Origin of the sequence: Acinetobacter sp. Ag2, assembly GCF_001005515.1 — a bacterium.
Taxonomy (GTDB): Bacteria; Pseudomonadota; Gammaproteobacteria; order Pseudomonadales; family Moraxellaceae; genus Acinetobacter; species Acinetobacter bereziniae.
This window is the reverse complement of record NZ_LBNA01000056.1, coordinates 111,318-128,779: the sequence shown is the minus strand read 5'-3', so window position 1 is coordinate 128,779 and position 17,462 is coordinate 111,318. Positions and strand designations below refer to the sequence as shown.

The 17,462-nt window shown below is 37.5% G+C and carries 15 protein-coding genes; 8 read left to right on the top strand and 7 right to left on the bottom strand.

The features are described 5' to 3' along the window. Positions 1-9 precede the first annotated feature (9 nt). From AAV97_RS16520 to AAV97_RS16505, 4 genes are all read left to right on the top strand, one after another. Positions 10-810 carry a thiazole synthase gene (locus tag AAV97_RS16520; RefSeq protein WP_042089688.1) on the top strand — a complete coding sequence of 267 codons (801 nt, stop codon included), beginning with the start codon at positions 10-12 and terminating at the stop codon, positions 808-810. 152 nt (positions 811-962) lie between these two features. Then, positions 963-1,616 (top strand): hypothetical protein, encoded by a 654-nt coding sequence (locus AAV97_RS16515; RefSeq protein ID WP_228136558.1) that lies wholly within the window; start codon positions 963-965, stop codon positions 1,614-1,616. Then, positions 1,616-2,314, top strand: coding sequence for a hypothetical protein (locus tag AAV97_RS16510; RefSeq protein ID WP_046761131.1), 699 nt, complete (start codon positions 1,616-1,618; stop codon positions 2,312-2,314). The genes AAV97_RS16515 and AAV97_RS16510 overlap by 1 nt, the downstream gene beginning before the upstream one ends. Positions 2,315-2,404: 90 nt before the next feature. Beyond that, a complete protein-coding gene (locus AAV97_RS16505; protein WP_046761130.1) occupies positions 2,405-3,115 on the top strand; it encodes a hypothetical protein in 711 nt (236 codons plus the stop codon). A 42-nt stretch (positions 3,116-3,157) separates the two neighbouring features. Here AAV97_RS16505 and AAV97_RS16500 read toward each other — a convergent pair whose 3' ends face one another. The 3 genes from AAV97_RS16500 to gstA all read right to left on the bottom strand — a co-directional run bounded on the left by AAV97_RS16500 (position 3,158) and on the right by gstA (position 4,918). After that, a complete protein-coding gene (locus AAV97_RS16500) occupies positions 3,158-3,472 on the bottom strand; it encodes a putative quinol monooxygenase (RefSeq protein ID WP_046761129.1) in 315 nt (104 codons plus the stop codon). A gap of 44 nt (positions 3,473-3,516) precedes the next feature. Next, positions 3,517-4,098 carry an NAD(P)H-dependent oxidoreductase gene (locus AAV97_RS16495; protein WP_005032168.1) on the bottom strand — a complete coding sequence of 194 codons (582 nt, stop codon included), beginning with the start codon at positions 4,096-4,098 and terminating at the stop codon, positions 3,517-3,519. Between the two features lie 208 nt (positions 4,099-4,306). Next, entirely contained in the window at positions 4,307-4,918 is a 612-nt protein-coding gene (gene gstA, locus AAV97_RS16490; RefSeq protein ID WP_004824362.1) for a glutathione transferase GstA, read from the bottom strand. A gap of 216 nt (positions 4,919-5,134) precedes the next feature. On the opposite strand from gstA, the gene AAV97_RS16485 reads away from it, so the two are divergent. The 3 genes from AAV97_RS16485 (at position 5,135) to AAV97_RS16475 (ending at position 9,425) form a co-directional block, all read left to right on the top strand. Beyond that, positions 5,135-6,601, top strand: coding sequence for a SulP family inorganic anion transporter (locus AAV97_RS16485; protein ID WP_046761128.1), 1,467 nt, complete (start codon positions 5,135-5,137; stop codon positions 6,599-6,601). A 242-nt stretch (positions 6,602-6,843) separates the two neighbouring features. After that, on the top strand, positions 6,844-7,536 hold the full coding sequence (locus AAV97_RS16480) for a response regulator transcription factor (protein ID WP_046761127.1): 693 nt from the start codon (positions 6,844-6,846) through the stop codon (positions 7,534-7,536). Continuing rightward, on the top strand, positions 7,482-9,425 hold the full coding sequence (locus AAV97_RS16475) for an ATP-binding protein (protein ID WP_046761126.1): 1,944 nt from the start codon (positions 7,482-7,484) through the stop codon (positions 9,423-9,425). Before AAV97_RS16480 ends, AAV97_RS16475 begins: the two co-directional genes overlap by 55 nt. A gap of 53 nt (positions 9,426-9,478) precedes the next feature. On the opposite strand, the gene AAV97_RS16470 is transcribed toward AAV97_RS16475, so the two are convergent. The 4 genes from AAV97_RS16470 to AAV97_RS16455 form a co-directional block, all read right to left on the bottom strand. After that, entirely contained in the window at positions 9,479-11,932 is a 2,454-nt protein-coding gene (locus AAV97_RS16470; protein ID WP_046761125.1) for an ExeM/NucH family extracellular endonuclease, read from the bottom strand. Between the two features lie 228 nt (positions 11,933-12,160). After that, positions 12,161-13,807: an AMP-binding protein gene (locus tag AAV97_RS16465; protein WP_046761124.1), complete on the bottom strand. Its 1,647-nt coding sequence runs from the start codon at positions 13,805-13,807 to the stop codon at positions 12,161-12,163. A 264-nt stretch (positions 13,808-14,071) separates the two neighbouring features. Further along, a complete protein-coding gene (locus AAV97_RS16460) occupies positions 14,072-15,205 on the bottom strand; it encodes an acyl-CoA dehydrogenase (protein ID WP_046761123.1) in 1,134 nt (377 codons plus the stop codon). A gap of 212 nt (positions 15,206-15,417) precedes the next feature. Then, positions 15,418-16,188, bottom strand: coding sequence for a 3-hydroxyacyl-CoA dehydrogenase (locus AAV97_RS16455; protein ID WP_004824374.1), 771 nt, complete (start codon positions 16,186-16,188; stop codon positions 15,418-15,420). Between the two features lie 190 nt (positions 16,189-16,378). On the opposite strand from AAV97_RS16455, the gene AAV97_RS16450 reads away from it, so the two are divergent. Continuing rightward, positions 16,379-17,416, top strand: coding sequence for an AraC family transcriptional regulator (locus AAV97_RS16450; RefSeq protein WP_046761122.1), 1,038 nt, complete (start codon positions 16,379-16,381; stop codon positions 17,414-17,416). Positions 17,417-17,462 lie beyond the last annotated feature (46 nt).

The window sequence follows — 17,462 nt, the reverse complement described above, 5'->3', positions numbered from 1 at the left end:
AGCTCTCCCATGCTAGATTTAACGACTGAAAACTCTCCACTTATTATTGGTTCACGCACCTTCCAGTCTCGTCTTCTTGTCGGCACAGGCAAATATAAAGACATGCAGGAAACAGATTTAGCCATCCAAGCGAGTGGTGCTGAAATTGTGACGGTTGCTATTCGACGTGTAAATATTGGACAAAATCCAGATCAACCGAATTTATTGTCGGTGATTCCACCTGAGAAATATACCATCCTTCCAAATACCGCAGGTTGTTTTGATGCCAATAGTGCGGTACGTACCTGTATGTTGGCACGTGAGCTTTTGGACGGACACAACTTGGTCAAACTTGAAGTTTTGGGTGATGAAAAAACCCTGTACCCGAATGTGACCGCAACACTCGAAGCAGCACGTACGCTTATTGATGATGGGTTTGAAGTGATGGTTTATACATCGGATGATCCAATTGTTGCACAAGAACTTGAAAGTATGGGTTGTGTCGCGATTATGCCTTTAGGCAGCCTCATTGGTTCAGGGCTTGGAATTTTAAATCCACATACCATTTCCATCATCAAAGAAAATGCAAAGGTTCCAGTGTTGGTCGATGCTGGTGTTGGTACAGCGAGTGATGCAGCTATTGCAATGGAATTGGGTTGTGATGGTGTATTAATGAATACAGCAATTGCTGCTGCACAAAATCCTGTTTTGATGGCTTCAGCAATGAAAAAAGCTGTCGAAGCGGGTCGTGAAGCTTATTTGGCAGGTCGCATGCCACGTAAGCGAATGGCAAATGCAAGTTCACCTGAAACAGGTTATTTCTTTAAATAACTTCAACCAAATCGCTTGTTGATGATTCACTCAAAGACTTAGATTGTCTAAAAGGGTTTTTCGAAATTCTTTTAGACTGAAAATATCTTAATAAACAGTTAATAAATCAATTGAGAAAAATGATGTTTAAAATAATAAATACATGTCTTTTCATGATGGCTTGTTTACCCGTCATAAGTTTTGCAAATCAATCAATAGGCGCTCTACAAAAATTTGTACCGCATGATTGGGAAATACTTTCTCAAGCCAAGGGTGATTTGAATCAGGATGGAAAAGAAGATATTGCACTGCTCATCCAAGCGAAAAACAAACATCAACACAAACGTAAACTTTTGATATTATTAAAAACGGATCAGCAATTACAACTCAAACTAAGTCAACACATTCCAAAGTGGACCTACCGTGCAAATGAGCCTTGTGCGGAAGATGCGCTTGATGATTCATCTTTAAACATTAAAAATCAACGTTTGGAATTGTTATTCAATAGTATGTCATCGTGTAGCAATACCTATGGTTTAATTACCACATATAGTTTTAAACTAAACCAAAATCACTTCCATTTAATTGGCTATGACTCATCTTATCTGGATAAAATTACTGGTCAACAAGACGAAATTAGTATTAACTTTTTGACACGTAAAGCCAAACTCAGCACAACTCCAAATATTTTTGCTGAAGTTGAAACGCCACCTAAAGTGATTTGGAAAACAATCAATTCAGCCAAAAGCTACACTGTGGAAACTATACCTTGGGAGAATGAAGCGTTAGTTTTCAATTTTAGTGCTCAATTTATTGGAGAAAAATAATGAAAAACAAAATTGATTTAGTTTTATTTTGTGCATTGACGACCTGTTCAACTTTAGCTTGTGCAAACAACACCACACCCTATCAATCATTTATTCCTAAAAACTGGAAAGTATTGAGCCAAACACAAGGTGACTTAAATGGTGATCGGCAAACTGATGTTGCCTTGATTATTGAAAATACTGATCCCAAAAATATTGTGACCAATGATCGCTTAGGTAACCCTCAACTGAATTTAAACCAACGAAAGCTATTAATTTTACTTAAATCCCCTCAAGGCTATCGTCTTGCAGCAAGTAATTCCACTTTACCCAGCGAAGGAGACCAAGAATCTCCTTGTCTTGCCGACCCTTTAGGCGAAGGTAATCCACTCACCATCAAAAATGGATTAGTGCAAATTAATTTACATTATTGGCTCAGTTGTGGTTCATGGTATGTGAGCAATCATGTTTTTACTTTCCGCTACCAAAATCAATCTTTTCAGCTGATTGGATATGATGTTAATGACTTCCATCGTGCGTCTGGTGAAACCAATGCAAAAAGTATCAATTTTTTAACAGGAAAAATCAAAAAAACTACGGGTGGCAATGGCTTTGAAGATCAAAAACAAACTGCCCAAGTATCATGGTCAAAGTTAAAACAAAAATATGCACTCACACTGGAACGAATTGACTTTAAAAACTATGGAGAATATGAATAAAAACGTTTTAAACTTGATCAAGCCGACATTAAATGAATGATAAAAACAAATTCATTATAGGTTTAATAAAAATTATATGGGATCAAAACAATGTATCGTAAAAATTTATTCTGTCTATTTTTTGCGCTCGCAAACTGCTCAAGCTTGGTTATGGCAGATATTGGTGAAACTACTGGACTTGAAACGTATATTCCAAAAGGTTGGAAAATACTAGGTAAAGCTGAAGGTGATTTAAATGGTGATCAACAACCCGATCTTGCTTTGATTATTGAAAATACTGACCCCAAAAATATTGTTCATCATGACTCATATGATAAAAATTCAGAAAATCAAAGACTGAACCTAAATGAACGAAAATTACTGGTTTTATTTAAAGATGATCAAACTTACCATCAAATCGCCAGTAACGATTCACTGCCAAGGGAAAACAGCAATGAAAAGAAATGCCTAATTGACCCTCTGATCGTAGACCACTCCCCCATTATCCAGAATGGATTACTCAAAATCTCTCTAAATTTTGGGTTTCGTTGTGAGTCATGGGAGGTTTTTAATAATTTATATAGCTTCCGTTATCAAAACCAAGCATTTTATCTAATTGGCTACGATTTACATTACTTTGATCGACCATCAGGCAATAGTCGTAGTGAAAGTACTTATTTTTTAACCAGAAAATTCAAACAGAGCTTAAGCACTCCTGAGCTTGACCTTAAACGTTCACCACAAATATCACAGTCAAAATTAAACAAAGCACCTTTACTCAAATTGGAGCAGATCAACTTTGCGCTTTATGTTCACCGTTAGCCTCTCCTAAAGGGAGAAGCAACAGTTTGAAGAAAAGCAGTATTAGAACCCGTGCTCTAAAATACGGATTTTAACTTCAGCCACATGGTCTTTGACTTCAAGCTGATATGCTTGCATATGCTCTGTTTGTAAGTGAGCATTAAGATGCTCAATACTTTCCCATTTTTCAAGCATGACAATCAAATCAGCATCCCGAGTTTGATAATTCACATCGACATTGGCATCAACTAAAAGCTGATAACCATGACAGCCCTGTTCTTGCAGTACTGTTGGCGTGATTTTCCTAAAGGCTTGAATAATCTGTTGTTTATGTATGCCATTCGGATGAGCATAAATTTCAGCAATAATTGTTAACATTTTATCTTTCTCGGCATTGTCAATGGGCTATTAATTTGCATTACTTAAGCAAAAAGGCGATTCAAATGATCACGATATTGCTGCTCATATTGTTCAACGTGAGGTGCTTTAATGACATCATTCACAATAAACGTATCCAAACTTTGCATACCTAAAAATTGATTGGCTTTATGAAAAGGTAAATAAACACCATCTACCCCCACGCCATGAAAGAATTGTTCTGGGTCATCAAATGCATCTATAGGTGCATTCCATGTCAGTGACAACATATACTTTTTGTCATGAATTAAGCCGCCCGAACCATACTTTTTAGCAGCATCAGAACGAGTTCGACCATCATTGGCATATAAGCTTCCATGACCAGTGGTAAATACATCATCAATATACTTTTTCATTGTCCACGGTGCACCCATCCACCATCCTGGCATTTGATAAATCACGGTATCTGCCCAAAGGTATTTTTCTACTTCTTCCTGAGCATCATAAGATGAATCTGTACGAGTGATTTTAATGCTATGCCCTAAATCAGATAATACGTGTTCAGCTAAAGTGGTCAAGGTATCGTTTAATTCACCATTTGAATGTGCAAACTGTTTTGCGCCATTTACAATCAAAATATTACTCATTGCTCACCTGTGTATCAGCTATGTATTAAGTTTATGGCGCCACTATAGTGAGAATTTTTATCGCAAAAAATGCAAAAATAAGCAAAATATTATTGACTAAAAATCAACAATTATGATTAACACATGATTTAAAGTACTGATCGAAATGCAATGGCAATTAATCATACATAAAAAAACACCCGAAGGTGTTTTTAAAATGATCAGCACATCAAGGAATCAGCCCTTCATCACGCATTGCAATTTGCACAGATTGGCGTTCAGCCACTTTATTGCGTAAAGCTACAATATTGGTAAACGGCGTTAAATCATGTTGAATATAATTCGACCAGTTGGTTAGCACGAATAAATATGCATCTGCTGGACCAAAACGGTCGTTAACCAAATAATCGTATTCTGATTCTGCCAAATAATCATCAATATATTTCAACATTTTATCTAATGTAGCATAGCCACGCACTTTCTCATCTTCTGTTATTGCTGGATCAAAAAATACAGCATATTCATCATGTAGTTCTGAGTTTAAATAACCTAGCCATTCCAATACTTTGGCACGTCCCAAACCAGATGGTGGGATCAAATCTTGTTTTGGATCATGTTGAGCGATAAAAGGAAGAACCGCGACATTCTCAGTCAAAATCAAACCTGGATTAATTTCTAAAGCGGGGACATAGCCTTTTGGATTAATTTCGTAATAATCAGCACCCTTTTCTGTCTTATGCGTTTTTAAATCAACACGTTCCAGATCAAAATCAACATTAATTTCATTCAATAGAATATGAGCAGCTAAAGAACATGCACCTGGTGAATAATATAACTTCATATCTAATCCTTGTTATATGACTGTTTAAGTTGTAAATGGCTTCATCGGTAATTTCAAGTTAAGAAACATAGAAATTTGCAAATCAGCTTAAATTTATAAAACTGCTACAACTTGAATATTTAGCAAAACGAAGACTTTTTCAAGTCAAACTTAGCTGCATTTTCACTAAAAGATGTTTTAACATACGCATCTTTAAAGAATGATGAAAGGTTTGTAGTGATTAGTCTGAAAAAAGCAGAATGGTTTTCCAATATTCGTACAGATGTACTCGCTGGATTAGTCGTTGGCTTAGCACTTATTCCTGAATCTATTGCATTTTCTGCAATTGCGGGTGTTGACCCTCAAGTCGGGCTTTATGCTTCATTTTGTATTGCTGTGACCATAGCTTTTTTTGGTGGTCGCACAGCCATGATTTCCGCTGCTACAGGCGCTATGGCATTGCTTATGGTGACTTTGGTCAAAGATCATGGTCTACAATATTTATTTGCTACCACAATCTTAACAGGCATTATTCAAATCCTCGCGGGCTATTTCAAAGTCGCAAAATTAATGCGTTTTGTTTCTCAATCTGTGGTGTATGGATTTGTGAATGCATTAGCAATTTTAATTTTTGTCGCACAAATTCCCGAATTGCAACGAATGGATTTGACCGCCTATCTATTTGTTGGATTAGGACTTCTTGTTGTCTATTTATTTCCATATATTCCAAAAATTGGCAGACTGATTCCCTCACCTTTGGTATGTATCATTGTACTTAGTCTGGTCGCAATGCTGTTCAACACAGATATGCGTACTGTGAGTGATTTAGGCAAATTTCCCGATACATTGCCTATTTTTCTTATTCCTGAAATACCGCTTAACCTTGATACTTTAAAAATCATTTTTCCTTATGCAGTTACATTGGCAACTGTAGGTTTACTTGAAACCATGATGACAACCACAATTGTCAATGAAGTCACGCAAACTGAAGGCGATCGTCATAAAGAATGTCGTGGTCAAGGTATTGCCAATATCGCCAGTGGATTTATGGGTGGTATGGCAGGTTGTGCAATGATTGGACAATCGATTATCAATGTTTCTTCTGGCGCACGTACACGTTTGTCAACGCTGGTCGCTGGAGTATTTTTACTGTGTTTAGTGGTCTTTTTAAAAGATTGGTTGGCATATATTCCAATGGCTGCTTTGGTAGCAATTATGATTATGGTTGCATTCACAACTTTTAATTGGGATTCGCTCAAAAACTTTTCCAAACATCCTAAACAAAGTAATACAGTCATGCTCACAGTGGTTGTTATTGTATTGATGACCCACAACTTAGCTTTGGGTGTATTGGTTGGCGTTCTATTATCTGCACTGTTCTTGGTAAATAAACTTGAAAGCGGAGTCAGTGTTCGTTCTGAATTATCCGAAGACCAAAGCCGTCACTATTATGTTTATGGTCAGATTTTCTTTAGCAGTGCCGAAAAGTTTTGTCAATTTTTTGATTTTCATGAAACAACAGATAAAGTCACTATTGATTTAACTCATGCGCATATTTGGGATATCACCTCGGTCTATATGTTAAAGCAGGTACAAAATAAATTTCTACAGAATAATGTTCAAATTGAAGTGATCGGTATGAATGAAGCAAGCCGTACGCTTGTAGATCAATTTAGTTCATCAACAGGAAGCGCTACTTCATGATTTGAGAAATGTTATAAAGCATGTGGTGTACTTTTACTGCGAGTAAACTGCATGTTCAAAATTTAAACGACATCAACTTAGGTTGTATGCTGTTTGCTTTCCGTAGACATTTTCCAAAAAAACTCTAATTTTCATGTTCTAAATCATGTTTAAATCGTAAAAATACCTATTATCAGGTATAGCGAAGTATCTAAATATCTGAAAAACTAGATACATTAAGCATCAATGAGCTTTTTCACATCATGAACAATGAGTTAAGTTTACCTGTACCTGTCATCATAGTAGAGGATGAACCGCTTATACAAAAAAGGCTAGCAGATATATTGGTGAATATTGGCTATTCAACATCAGACTTAGCTTTTGCCCAAAGTTTAGCGCAAGCCAAAGAATTACTTGAAACACAATCTGCATCTTTTGCCTTGGTTGACTTAGGTCTCCCTGACGGAAATGGGATTGAGTTTATTGAAATTTTAAAGAACTATGATCCGACCATTACGGTTTTAGTAATCTCGGCGTGGAGTACTGAAGATGCGATTCTCAACGCATTAAGTGCTGGCGCAACAGGGTATGTACTTAAAGAACGTGATGATATTGAAGTCGCACTTTCAATTAAAAGTGTCTTACGTGGCGGTGCGCCTATAGATCCATTTATCGCGCAAAAAATTTTAAAACAATTACACTTCAATGAAAAAAACAATGGAAATAAACCGATAAATAGCAAAAAAATGATTGAAAATGAGAGTATTTTATCAAAAAGAGAACTTGGAATTTTAGAGCTGGTTTCACAAGGTTTAAGCAATAAGGAAATTGCCGATCAACTCAATTTATCTCGCTATACCGTTGAATCTCATATTAAACATATTTACCGGAAACTTGCGGTATGCAACAGAGCCAAAGCCATCGATACAGCACGCAACATGGGCTTACTCGATTAACTCTCAATATTATTGGTTTTCTGTATTTGCTTTTCGCTATATTGCAAAATGCATCTTTTGCTCAAGCAAATCTCTTAAATCAACATCTTGAAGCAAATAGCAGCTGTCATTTTGAAATTCTTAATATAGAGGTTGCACAAGCGACGGCGAATCAACCAGAACATGTTCCTCAATCTGGCTGGGAGCGTGTTCAATTACCAGATGACTGGGAAAAGCGTTGGGCTCACTATACGGGTAGCGCATGGTATAAAATTCAATGGCGTTACCAATGTAATCAAGACCATCAAGCCGTTGCACTTTTGATAGAACGTATTAATTTAGCTGGTGCAATTTATAGCAATAATGAATTGTTATGGAAAGATAAGTCTCTCGTTGAACCATTATCAAGAAGTTGGAACATGCCAAGATATTGGGTTCTTCCGTCTTCCTCTGTGCAAAATAAGCAAAATGAAATTTTAGTCCGTGTTGTTGGTGTTTCATCACAACATTCTGGCTTAGGCAAAATTCGATTTGGACGTGCAGAAGATATTGTCAATCAAAATGATCAACTGATTTTCGAACGACGTACTTTATTTCTTATCAATATTATCATCAGCTTTGTTCTAGGAACCATTGGCTTTACGATTTGGTTGTTTCGGCGTGAAGAAAAAGCGTTCGGATGGTTTGGCTTAACCTCTTTTTTCTGGGTGTTATTTGCTTATAACATTATATCCACCGTACCCCTTCCATTTACAGATACTTTATTCACAGCTCGACTGAATTTAGTCTTTTTAGTGGGTTATGTATATTGTCTATGTTTATTTGCATGGCGCTTTGCACTTCAACAATACACATATCTTGAACGTTTGCTTTTCGCAAGCTTCATGATTTGCATCATAGCATTACTCTTTACACCTAACGCATATTTGACCAAAAGCTTACTGATTACATTTCTTTATGCAGGTCTTGTGTTTATTTTTAACTGCCTACTGTTTCAATGGATTGCTTTTAAAAAACCCAAAGTCGACATTTTACTTTTAGCCTTTATTTTTCTAATTTACTTGGTGATTATTGTTCATGACCTCTACATCATGCTCCATCATGATGATCAGGAGCTCTATTGGACGCCATTTGCAGCACCAATCACAAGTTTGGCAATTTCCTTTATTCTCGCTTATCGAATTTCACAAAACGTTTCTCGAATTGAAAAGTTCAATCAAACGCTTGAAGAAACAGTTGAGACAGTTACTTTTGATTTAGAACAGTCTTTAGAGAAAAAGCATCAACTGCAAATCGATAATATGCGTTTACAAGAACGCTTGAACTTGTCTCATGAATTGCATGATGGGCTGGGTGGTTCAATTGTACGTTCAATGATTTTACTCGAGCATAGTGAACATATCGAAAAACAACAAGTGCTCTCCATGTTTAAACTTTTACGGAATGATCTCCGACAAGTGATTGACTCAGGTACAAGTTTAGGTGAAAAAGTTCCTGAAAATCCAATCATGTGGGCTGCACCTTTAAGACATCGATTTGTTCAACTTTTCGAAGAAATGGAAATTGAATCGACATGGGTATTTGCTGAAAATTGGCTACTCAAACCACCGCCTTTGATTTGTTTAACCTTGTCGCGTGTAGCGGAAGAAGCATTGACTAATATTATAAAACATAGTCAAGCTTCAGATGTCGAAGTCGCCCTAGTTGAAAATGAACGTCAGCAATTGATTTTAACCATTCAAGACAATGGCATCGGATTTGAAGTAGATCAGGTCCAGTCAGGGTTACATGTTGGCTTACAAAGCATGCAGGTTCGGGTCAAACGAATTGGAGGGAGTTTTGAAATACATTCACAGCAAGGATTTACACTCATCCGTGCTATCTTGCCCTTAAAAGATAAAAATGACTGAATTTAAAAAGAGAAACTAGATCTCTAGTTTCTCTTGGTTTGGACTGTTCAAGTTTATTTCTTTTTAGCGCGTGCCAATACCGATGTTGCTGTCAATAACATCAAGCCAAGTAAAGTCCATAAACCAGTACTTCCCCCACTACTTTTTCCACTTGTTGTAGTTGATTCATTTAAGTCTAAATCTACAACAACAGGATCATGATCAGAAGAACGGAATGCATCTTCACTATAGAAAGATGCAATTTGTTCTTCTGTTTTAAACTCTTCATTATAGTCTAAAGCTGTTGGCTCATCTGCATTGATGTGCCATGCAAAAGTACGTTTAACCATTGGATATAAGTTTGCATCTGCTATGGCATGATCTAGATTACCCGCGCCGCCATTACCCGTTGCATCACTCGCAACTCCAAAGACATAGCTATATGCTAATTTACCTTGACCAATTTTTTCATCATTTAACAATACCTTATAGTTGGCTTTTTCAAAGGCTAAGATTGGGTCTTCTTTGGCATAACTGTTCATATCTCCAACCAATAAATAATTAGGCTTTTCAGCTTTGGTTGGATTTGTTGCAATCCATTGAATTAACTTTTGTACAGCAGTTACACGGGTTGGATTCCAGCAGCCTTGACCATCATTTTGATTGGCTTCAGGTGACGTTTTATCATCAGGACAACTGCCTTTGGATTTTAAATGATTCGGTATGACCGTAAAGGTTTTACCCCCAGTTAGCGCTTGGAAGCTTTGCGCCATAGTGACTCGGTTTTTCTGGGTCAAGTCATCATAAACTACTGGGTTACCCACAGTTTTTACACGCTTACTGTTGTAGATAATCGCAACTGCGATCACATCAGTACCTAATTTATCCATATTGGGTGGAATAACATATTTCCAATCTGCCCCCAAAGCCTTGGTCAAATAAGCGACTGCACTTTTATCACCATAACCATTGTTGGCAATTTCCATCAAACCATAAACATCAGCATCAATTGCTTTAATCGCACTCACCGTTTTTGCGTGTTGACGATTAAATTCTGAAGGGGTATTCGCACCACGATCAGGTTTGACACCAATCAATGGAGAGTTGTCATAGTTCAATACATTAAATGCCGCAACACGGACTTGCTTAGTTTCTTTAGCCGGAACATTTGAATTACGAGGGTTGGTATCTTTAACAATTTCTGGAGGTGTTTTATTTTGAATGGGTTGGATGCGCCACGCATTGAAACGATATTCTAAAATCCCTTCAACATTCTTTAACTGATAACCTGTACGTAGAGTATTGGCAGCATTAAAATTCGCTGGAAGCCAAGGTGTTCTATTTTGATTATTATATCCATCATCTAAAATGATTTTTGATAGAAGGTTGGTTTTAGCTAATGCGACTGCTTCGGCTGATTTTGCTGGATATAAGTTGGTCGGGATATATAAACGCCCTAAACTTAATGACAACTGACCATAACGACCATAATCATAGTTTTCACTGACCGTTAAGGTTTGTGGCATTTTCACCAACATTCCCTGATAACGTTTAGGTGAATGACCAGTTGCGTCCATTAAACTTGAAAATGGAAGTTGAATCGGTGTTGCACTGATCAAATTAGCAGCTTGATTATTACAAGTGCCAATATTGTTACTCAGTTGATCAAGCTGCAACTGATTTTGATAGGTCGTTAAACGTCCTTTCAGAATAACTTCCTCCCCCACTTTTCCACCAGTGACTGTACTTCCAGCAGGAATATACACAAAAATGGCGTTACTTAAATTCGCTTTGGCTTTTGTGTCAGGTGTTTGGATATAAAAACCTGAAAATCCATCTTGATAACGATAGTCAGCTGTGATTACACCACGAACAACATACTGCTGATTCTGAGTTGCAGATTGCAAATCTGCGATGGGTGTATCTGCTGTACTACAACTCACTGCTGCTGCTGGTGGTGTCGCTGTATCTGCACCTAAATAGGTACTAAAGGCATTACGATCTGACCATTTTGTCCATTCACTATCCAAGTCAAAAGCACTATTTGGATCTACTGAACTCACATCATTTTTATTTTTTATTCTGCTTAGGCTATTTCCAGCACTCTTAAATGTTGTTCCCCAACCACCTGTTGGAGCTTCACCAATACGCCCAAAACGATCGACTGGGGTTCCTTTATATAAAAGCACCAATGCATCATCACCATTAAATGCCAAACCAGCGACCTGATTTACTTTATTCCCAATTTCTGCCTGTAATTCACTACGACCTAGAATGAATTTTGCTTTACTGGCTAAATTTCCTTGTAAAGTATATGTTGCAGTTTTGCTCGTTGCTCCATTGGTATATTGTTGAATCTCATAATCCGCAAGGTTAATGGTGGATGCATCTGGATTATATATTTCTAATCCCTTTTTATTTGCTGTGCCGTCAATATATTGACTAAACATCAATTGAGCATAACTTGGAAATGAACAGCCCAATAAAGCTAGGCTTAAACATAAAGTATGAGGTTTTAAAATTTGCATGATTTTTAACGTTTGTTGAAATTTACAGCAGATTAATTTTTATTAATGACAATATCGTGAATTTGAATGATAGATTTATACGCATTTATTTATTGATGAATAATCAAACATTATATGGGTGAGTATAAGCCCTCAAAATTGCGGAAATTTTCAAATGCTCTCTTACAAAAAAGCACCCTTTCGGGTGCAAGAGCATGGGGCTTTAACAACTTTATAAAATATTACAGATTAAGCCTCCAATTGCAGTTGCTGTAACTTAGCCACTTCCTGTTGCTTGAGTAAATTACGTTGAATTTTACCACTGGATGTTTTTGGCAAACTTTCCACAAATTCAATTTCACGTGGGTAAGAATGCTTGGATAAACGTGATCGAACATAGTTTTGCAATTTTGCATTTAATTCATCAGATGAAACAACTTGAGGTTTTAGTACAATAAAAGCTTTTACAATTTCTGTTCGTTCAGGGTCAGGTTTACCAATCACGGCTGATTCTAAAACCTCTGCACACTCCAACAGGGTGCTTTCTACATCAAACGGACCAACACGATAGCCTGACGTTGTAATGACATCGTCTGCACGACCAATAAAATCAATCCCACCTAGTTCATTAAGTCGAACTGTATCTCCAGTTAAATAATAATCTCCCATAAAAGATTTACGGTTATTACCACCATATCCTTTAAACCAAGTGAGCGGTGATTGCTTGAAGTCAATCGCCAAAGTTCCGATCTCACCCATTTTAACTTCTTTATAATCTTGATTTAAAACTGCAAAACGATGCCCAGGATTTGCAAAACCTGCCGAACCTACCTTAATTGGATGTGCTAAAGCGTGATGGTTTCCAATCACCATGCCTAACTCAGTTTGTCCATATTGATCATATATATTAACGCCTAGATCATGGTTAAACCAATGAATCACTTCAGGAGTCAACGGCTCTCCCGCACTACTGACTACACGTAAATAGTCTTTGATTGAACCATCGAATTGTTCTTTAAAACCAAAGAACATTCGAAAAGCCGTAGGAGAACCTGTTAAATTACTGACTTTATACTTCTGTATCACCTCTAAGGCATGATCGACACTAAATGCATGCTCATCCAAAATAATACTGTGTCCAAGTCCCAGTGGACCTGTAATACCATAATATAAACCGTATGCCCAACCTGGATCGGCAAGATTCCAAAATGAATCTTCTTCGCGTAAATCAACGGCATGACGCATATATTCTTTAAATGCTAAAACAGCTTTGAGTGGCACAGGAACTGATTTAGCTAAACCCGTAGTTCCTGATGTAAACATCATTAAAAAATCGTCTTCAAAATTTAACATGACCGGATTATGTATGGCTGATTGCTTGGTTAACGTTTCCCAAAAATCAGCTTCTTTTATCTGACTTGAGTCCTTGAGATGGACTGTCAGAATATGAGGTAATTCAATTTGATCTAATTTGCTACGTTGTTCTTGATTAGTGACCATTAACTGAGTATTGGCTGTTGTTATACGATGTTCAATTGCCTTAGATTCAAATGCAGTAAATAAAGGTTGATAGATTGCACCAATTCGCCATGTTGCCAAAATAGTAATGAGTAATTCTGGTGTACGTGGCAATAATCCAGCAATACAATCTCCTGGTTTTAAACCAATCGATTGAAAATAATTTGCCAGCTGTCCAGAAGCTTCTGCAAGTTGCTCAAACGTCCATTGTGCTGATTCACCATTTTTTCCTTCCCAGATCAAAGCAACTTTATTTAAACCAACAAAGCGCCCACAACACTCTTCATAGGCATTGATTGATTGAGGGGTTCCAGCCAGTTGTTCGTCGATCAACTTTGCATAGTCGAATTCGAGATAAGCTTGTTGCAATGTTTTCATGGCAATATCCTTGTATTTGTTACACACATCATCTCGATGTGCAATTCCATATATCTGCGTTCTAGCTCTTATTAAAATGCCGAATCATTCAGCATTTGTTCCTATGCGTATAGATAAACATGATTAGAAATCATACACAATTTCCAAATACCTCAATCATTCTGCGGTGTTTGGACACTACTACTTGCGTTCCAAACAACAATAGAAAGACCAGCATTTAGCTGGTCTATATTTGCTTTTAAAAGGAGTTTTCTCAGTTGTGTGTTATTGAATCACAGCACGTGCAATGACCAAACGCTGGATATCTGATGCACCTTCATAAATCTGACTAACACGCACATCTCGATAAATCCGCTCAACAGGAAAGTCAGAAACATAGCCATAGCCACCATGTATCTGTATGGCATCTGAACAGACTTTTTCAGCGATTTCCGATGCAAAAAGTTTTGCCATCGATGCTTCTTTTAAACAAGGCAAGCCAGCATCTTTCAAACTTGCGGCATGGTAAATCAATTGACGTGCTGCCTCGATTTGAGTTGCCATGTCAGCCAGTCGGAATGCCACCGCTTGATGCTGAACCAGTTCCACACCGAAAGCTTTACGCGCATTGGCATATTCAACGGCGGCATCCAATGCTGCACGAGCCATACCTACACATTGCGATGCAATGCCAATTCGTCCTGACTCTAAATTGGATAAGGCAATTTTGTAGCCCTCACCCTCATTTCCCAATAAATTTTCAGCAGGAATCCGACAGTTTTCAAAAACAATCGTCGCAGTATCAGAACAATGTTGCCCCATTTTGTCTTCGATACGGGAAACAATATATCCCTCCGTATCAGTTGGAACAATAAAGCAAGAAATTCCCTTTTTTCCGGCTGTCTTATCCGTCATGGCGAATACAATTGCAACTTGGGCATTTTGTCCCGAAGTGATGAACTGCTTGGTGCCATTAATGACCCATGTATCTCCATCCCGTTCAGCTTTACATAATAGAGCATCAGCATCTGAACCTGCTTGTGGCTCTGTTAAACAAAAACAACCAAGCCATTGCCCTGTTGCCAAAGGGATTAAATAATCGTGTTTTTGCTGCTCTGAGCCATATTTTTGGATAATCCCACACGGTAATGAGTTTTGTACACTCACAATGGTAGAAATCGCACCATCACCAGCCGCAATCTCTTCAATTGCAACGACCAAGGACATATAGTCCAAACCTGCACCACCCCATTGTTCTGATACAGTCATTCCTAATGCACCCAAATCTCCCAATGCTGCTAATTGCTGTTTCGGAAATTGTGAATGCTTATCTCGTTCAGCAGCAGTTGGCTTGAGTTCATTTTGAGCATAATTCCGCATCATTTCTTGAACCATCTTTTGATCATCAGTGAGTATCATTGAGCTTCCCTTTTAGTTCGTTTTTAACAATTTTGAATATTTAAATTCCTATCTCAAAATCAAGCACAGGAACGGATCAATAAAATAAAGTCAAATTTGCCCAATACCGCCTTTTAAGCAGTATGGGACATTATTTTTCAGGTGTTTTGCTTTATAAATGGCATAATCAACAGTTGAAGCTAATCCCATCTAAAAGCATAAAGGGATGTGACTTACTTGGGTTGCATACGAATCGCGCCATCTAAACGAATTGTTTCTCCGTTTAAATAACTATTTTCACAAATATGCCCAACGAGTTGTGCAAATTCTTCAGGTTTAGCAAGACGCTTAGGAAAAGGCACCATTTCCCCTAAAGCATCTTGAACGTTTTGTGGCAAAGCTTTCAACATCGGTGTCTCCATAATGCCGGGAGCAATGGTCATGACACGAATTGCATGTTGCGACAACTCTCTTGCCAAAGGTAAAGTCATTGCGACAACAGCACCTTTGGACGCAGCGTATGCAGTTTGCCCAATTTGTCCATCAAAAGCCGCCACTGAAGCTGTGTTGATAATGACTCCACGATCTTCTTCACCAGCTGCAAGTTCATAACGTGAGATAACATCTGCCGCAAAACGAAGCATATTAAATGTACCTGATACATTAATATTTAAAACCTTCTGAAATGCATCCAAAGCATGGATACCGTTTTTCCCTAATACCTTTGCAGAAGGACCAATACCTGCACAGTTAATTAAACCGTTAAGTTGTCCATAATCTTGTTCGAGTTGTTTAAAGAATTGTTCTACCGCAATTTCATTGGTCACATCCAATGGTACAAATTTGGACTTCTCACCAAGACGTTTTTGCATTTCTTCACCCAGTTCATGGTTCATATCTACCATGATCACGCTTGCGCCTTGAGCCACCAAATGTGTTGCCGTTGCAGCACCGAGTCCAGATGCACCACCTGTTACCACAAAGACTTTTCCTTCAATTTTCATTTTTCTTCCTTAATTCAGTGTTTTAATAAATAACTATAGATTTTAAATTAAACCCATTTTCGACTTAAGATGAAGAGTAAACATAGTCAAGCTTGAGTACAATTTCCAAAAGTTGCATCCTGTATGATGGATTTGGACAATTTAGAATTTTTGGGTCACTTAACCACGTCTTAAATGCGCTCACAAGATAATGGAATATACTGTGAACAATCAACACTTCATTGAAAGTAAAGGAACCATCTCAATTGCACTCGTACATGAGGCGTTGATTGGTGCAAAAAACAAAGGCTTCGATATTGAAAAAATCTTAGTCAATGCCGAGATTCCGCTTGAACTTTTCAATGCGCCTAAAGCGAGAATTGCTGTTTCAAGCTATGCAAAACTTTGGACTGAAATTGCAGATCAAATGAATGATGAATTCTTTGGTATGGATTCTCATCAAATGCGCCGTGGCTGCTATAAATTACTCACGAAGATGGTGATGCAAGCCGATACACTTCACATTGCCATCGAACAAATCCTACAATTTTTTAATCTTGTTCTTGATGATTTTTCCAGTAAATTGGTAATTGATGAAAATTATGCCTACATTGTCATTACAGATAAATTACAAACCAAAGCCATGTTCTGTTATGCCACCTACATTATGCTGATTCATAGTTTGATTTGTTGGTTAGCTGATCAACGTATTCTACTCAAACAATTACAATTAAAATGCACAGCTCCAGAAGACGATCAAGATTATCGCGTTCGCTTTTGTGAACATATCACTTATCAAACAGACGAAAACTATCTGCAATTCGATGCAAATTACTTAAGTATCCCGATTAAACGTGACCAAAAATCTTGGTATACATTTATCAAAAACAGTCCTGAAAACTTGCTATTAAGGTTTAAAAATCCTTTGGCATTGAGCTCTATGGTACGAAAAAAATTACTTTCTCTTTCACCTTGTGTGTGGTTGGAGTTAGGTGATTTAGCTGAACAACTGAATATTTCTGAAGCAACAATTCAGCGTCGTTTAAAAAGCGAAGGTACAAGCTATCAACAGCTTAAAAATGATATTCGCTGTGATATGGCAATTGATCTTTTAACCAAAACAACGCATACCTTACAAGACATCAGCGAATTATTAAACTTTCAAGATGCAAGTGCATTTCACCGTGCTTTTAAAAAATGGACTGGTGTAAGCCCTGGTGCTTATCGCGAACATAAACATTTAGGTTAAAAGAATAAGCTTAAATGGCTTTGCAAAAATGATTTCATGTTCTTAC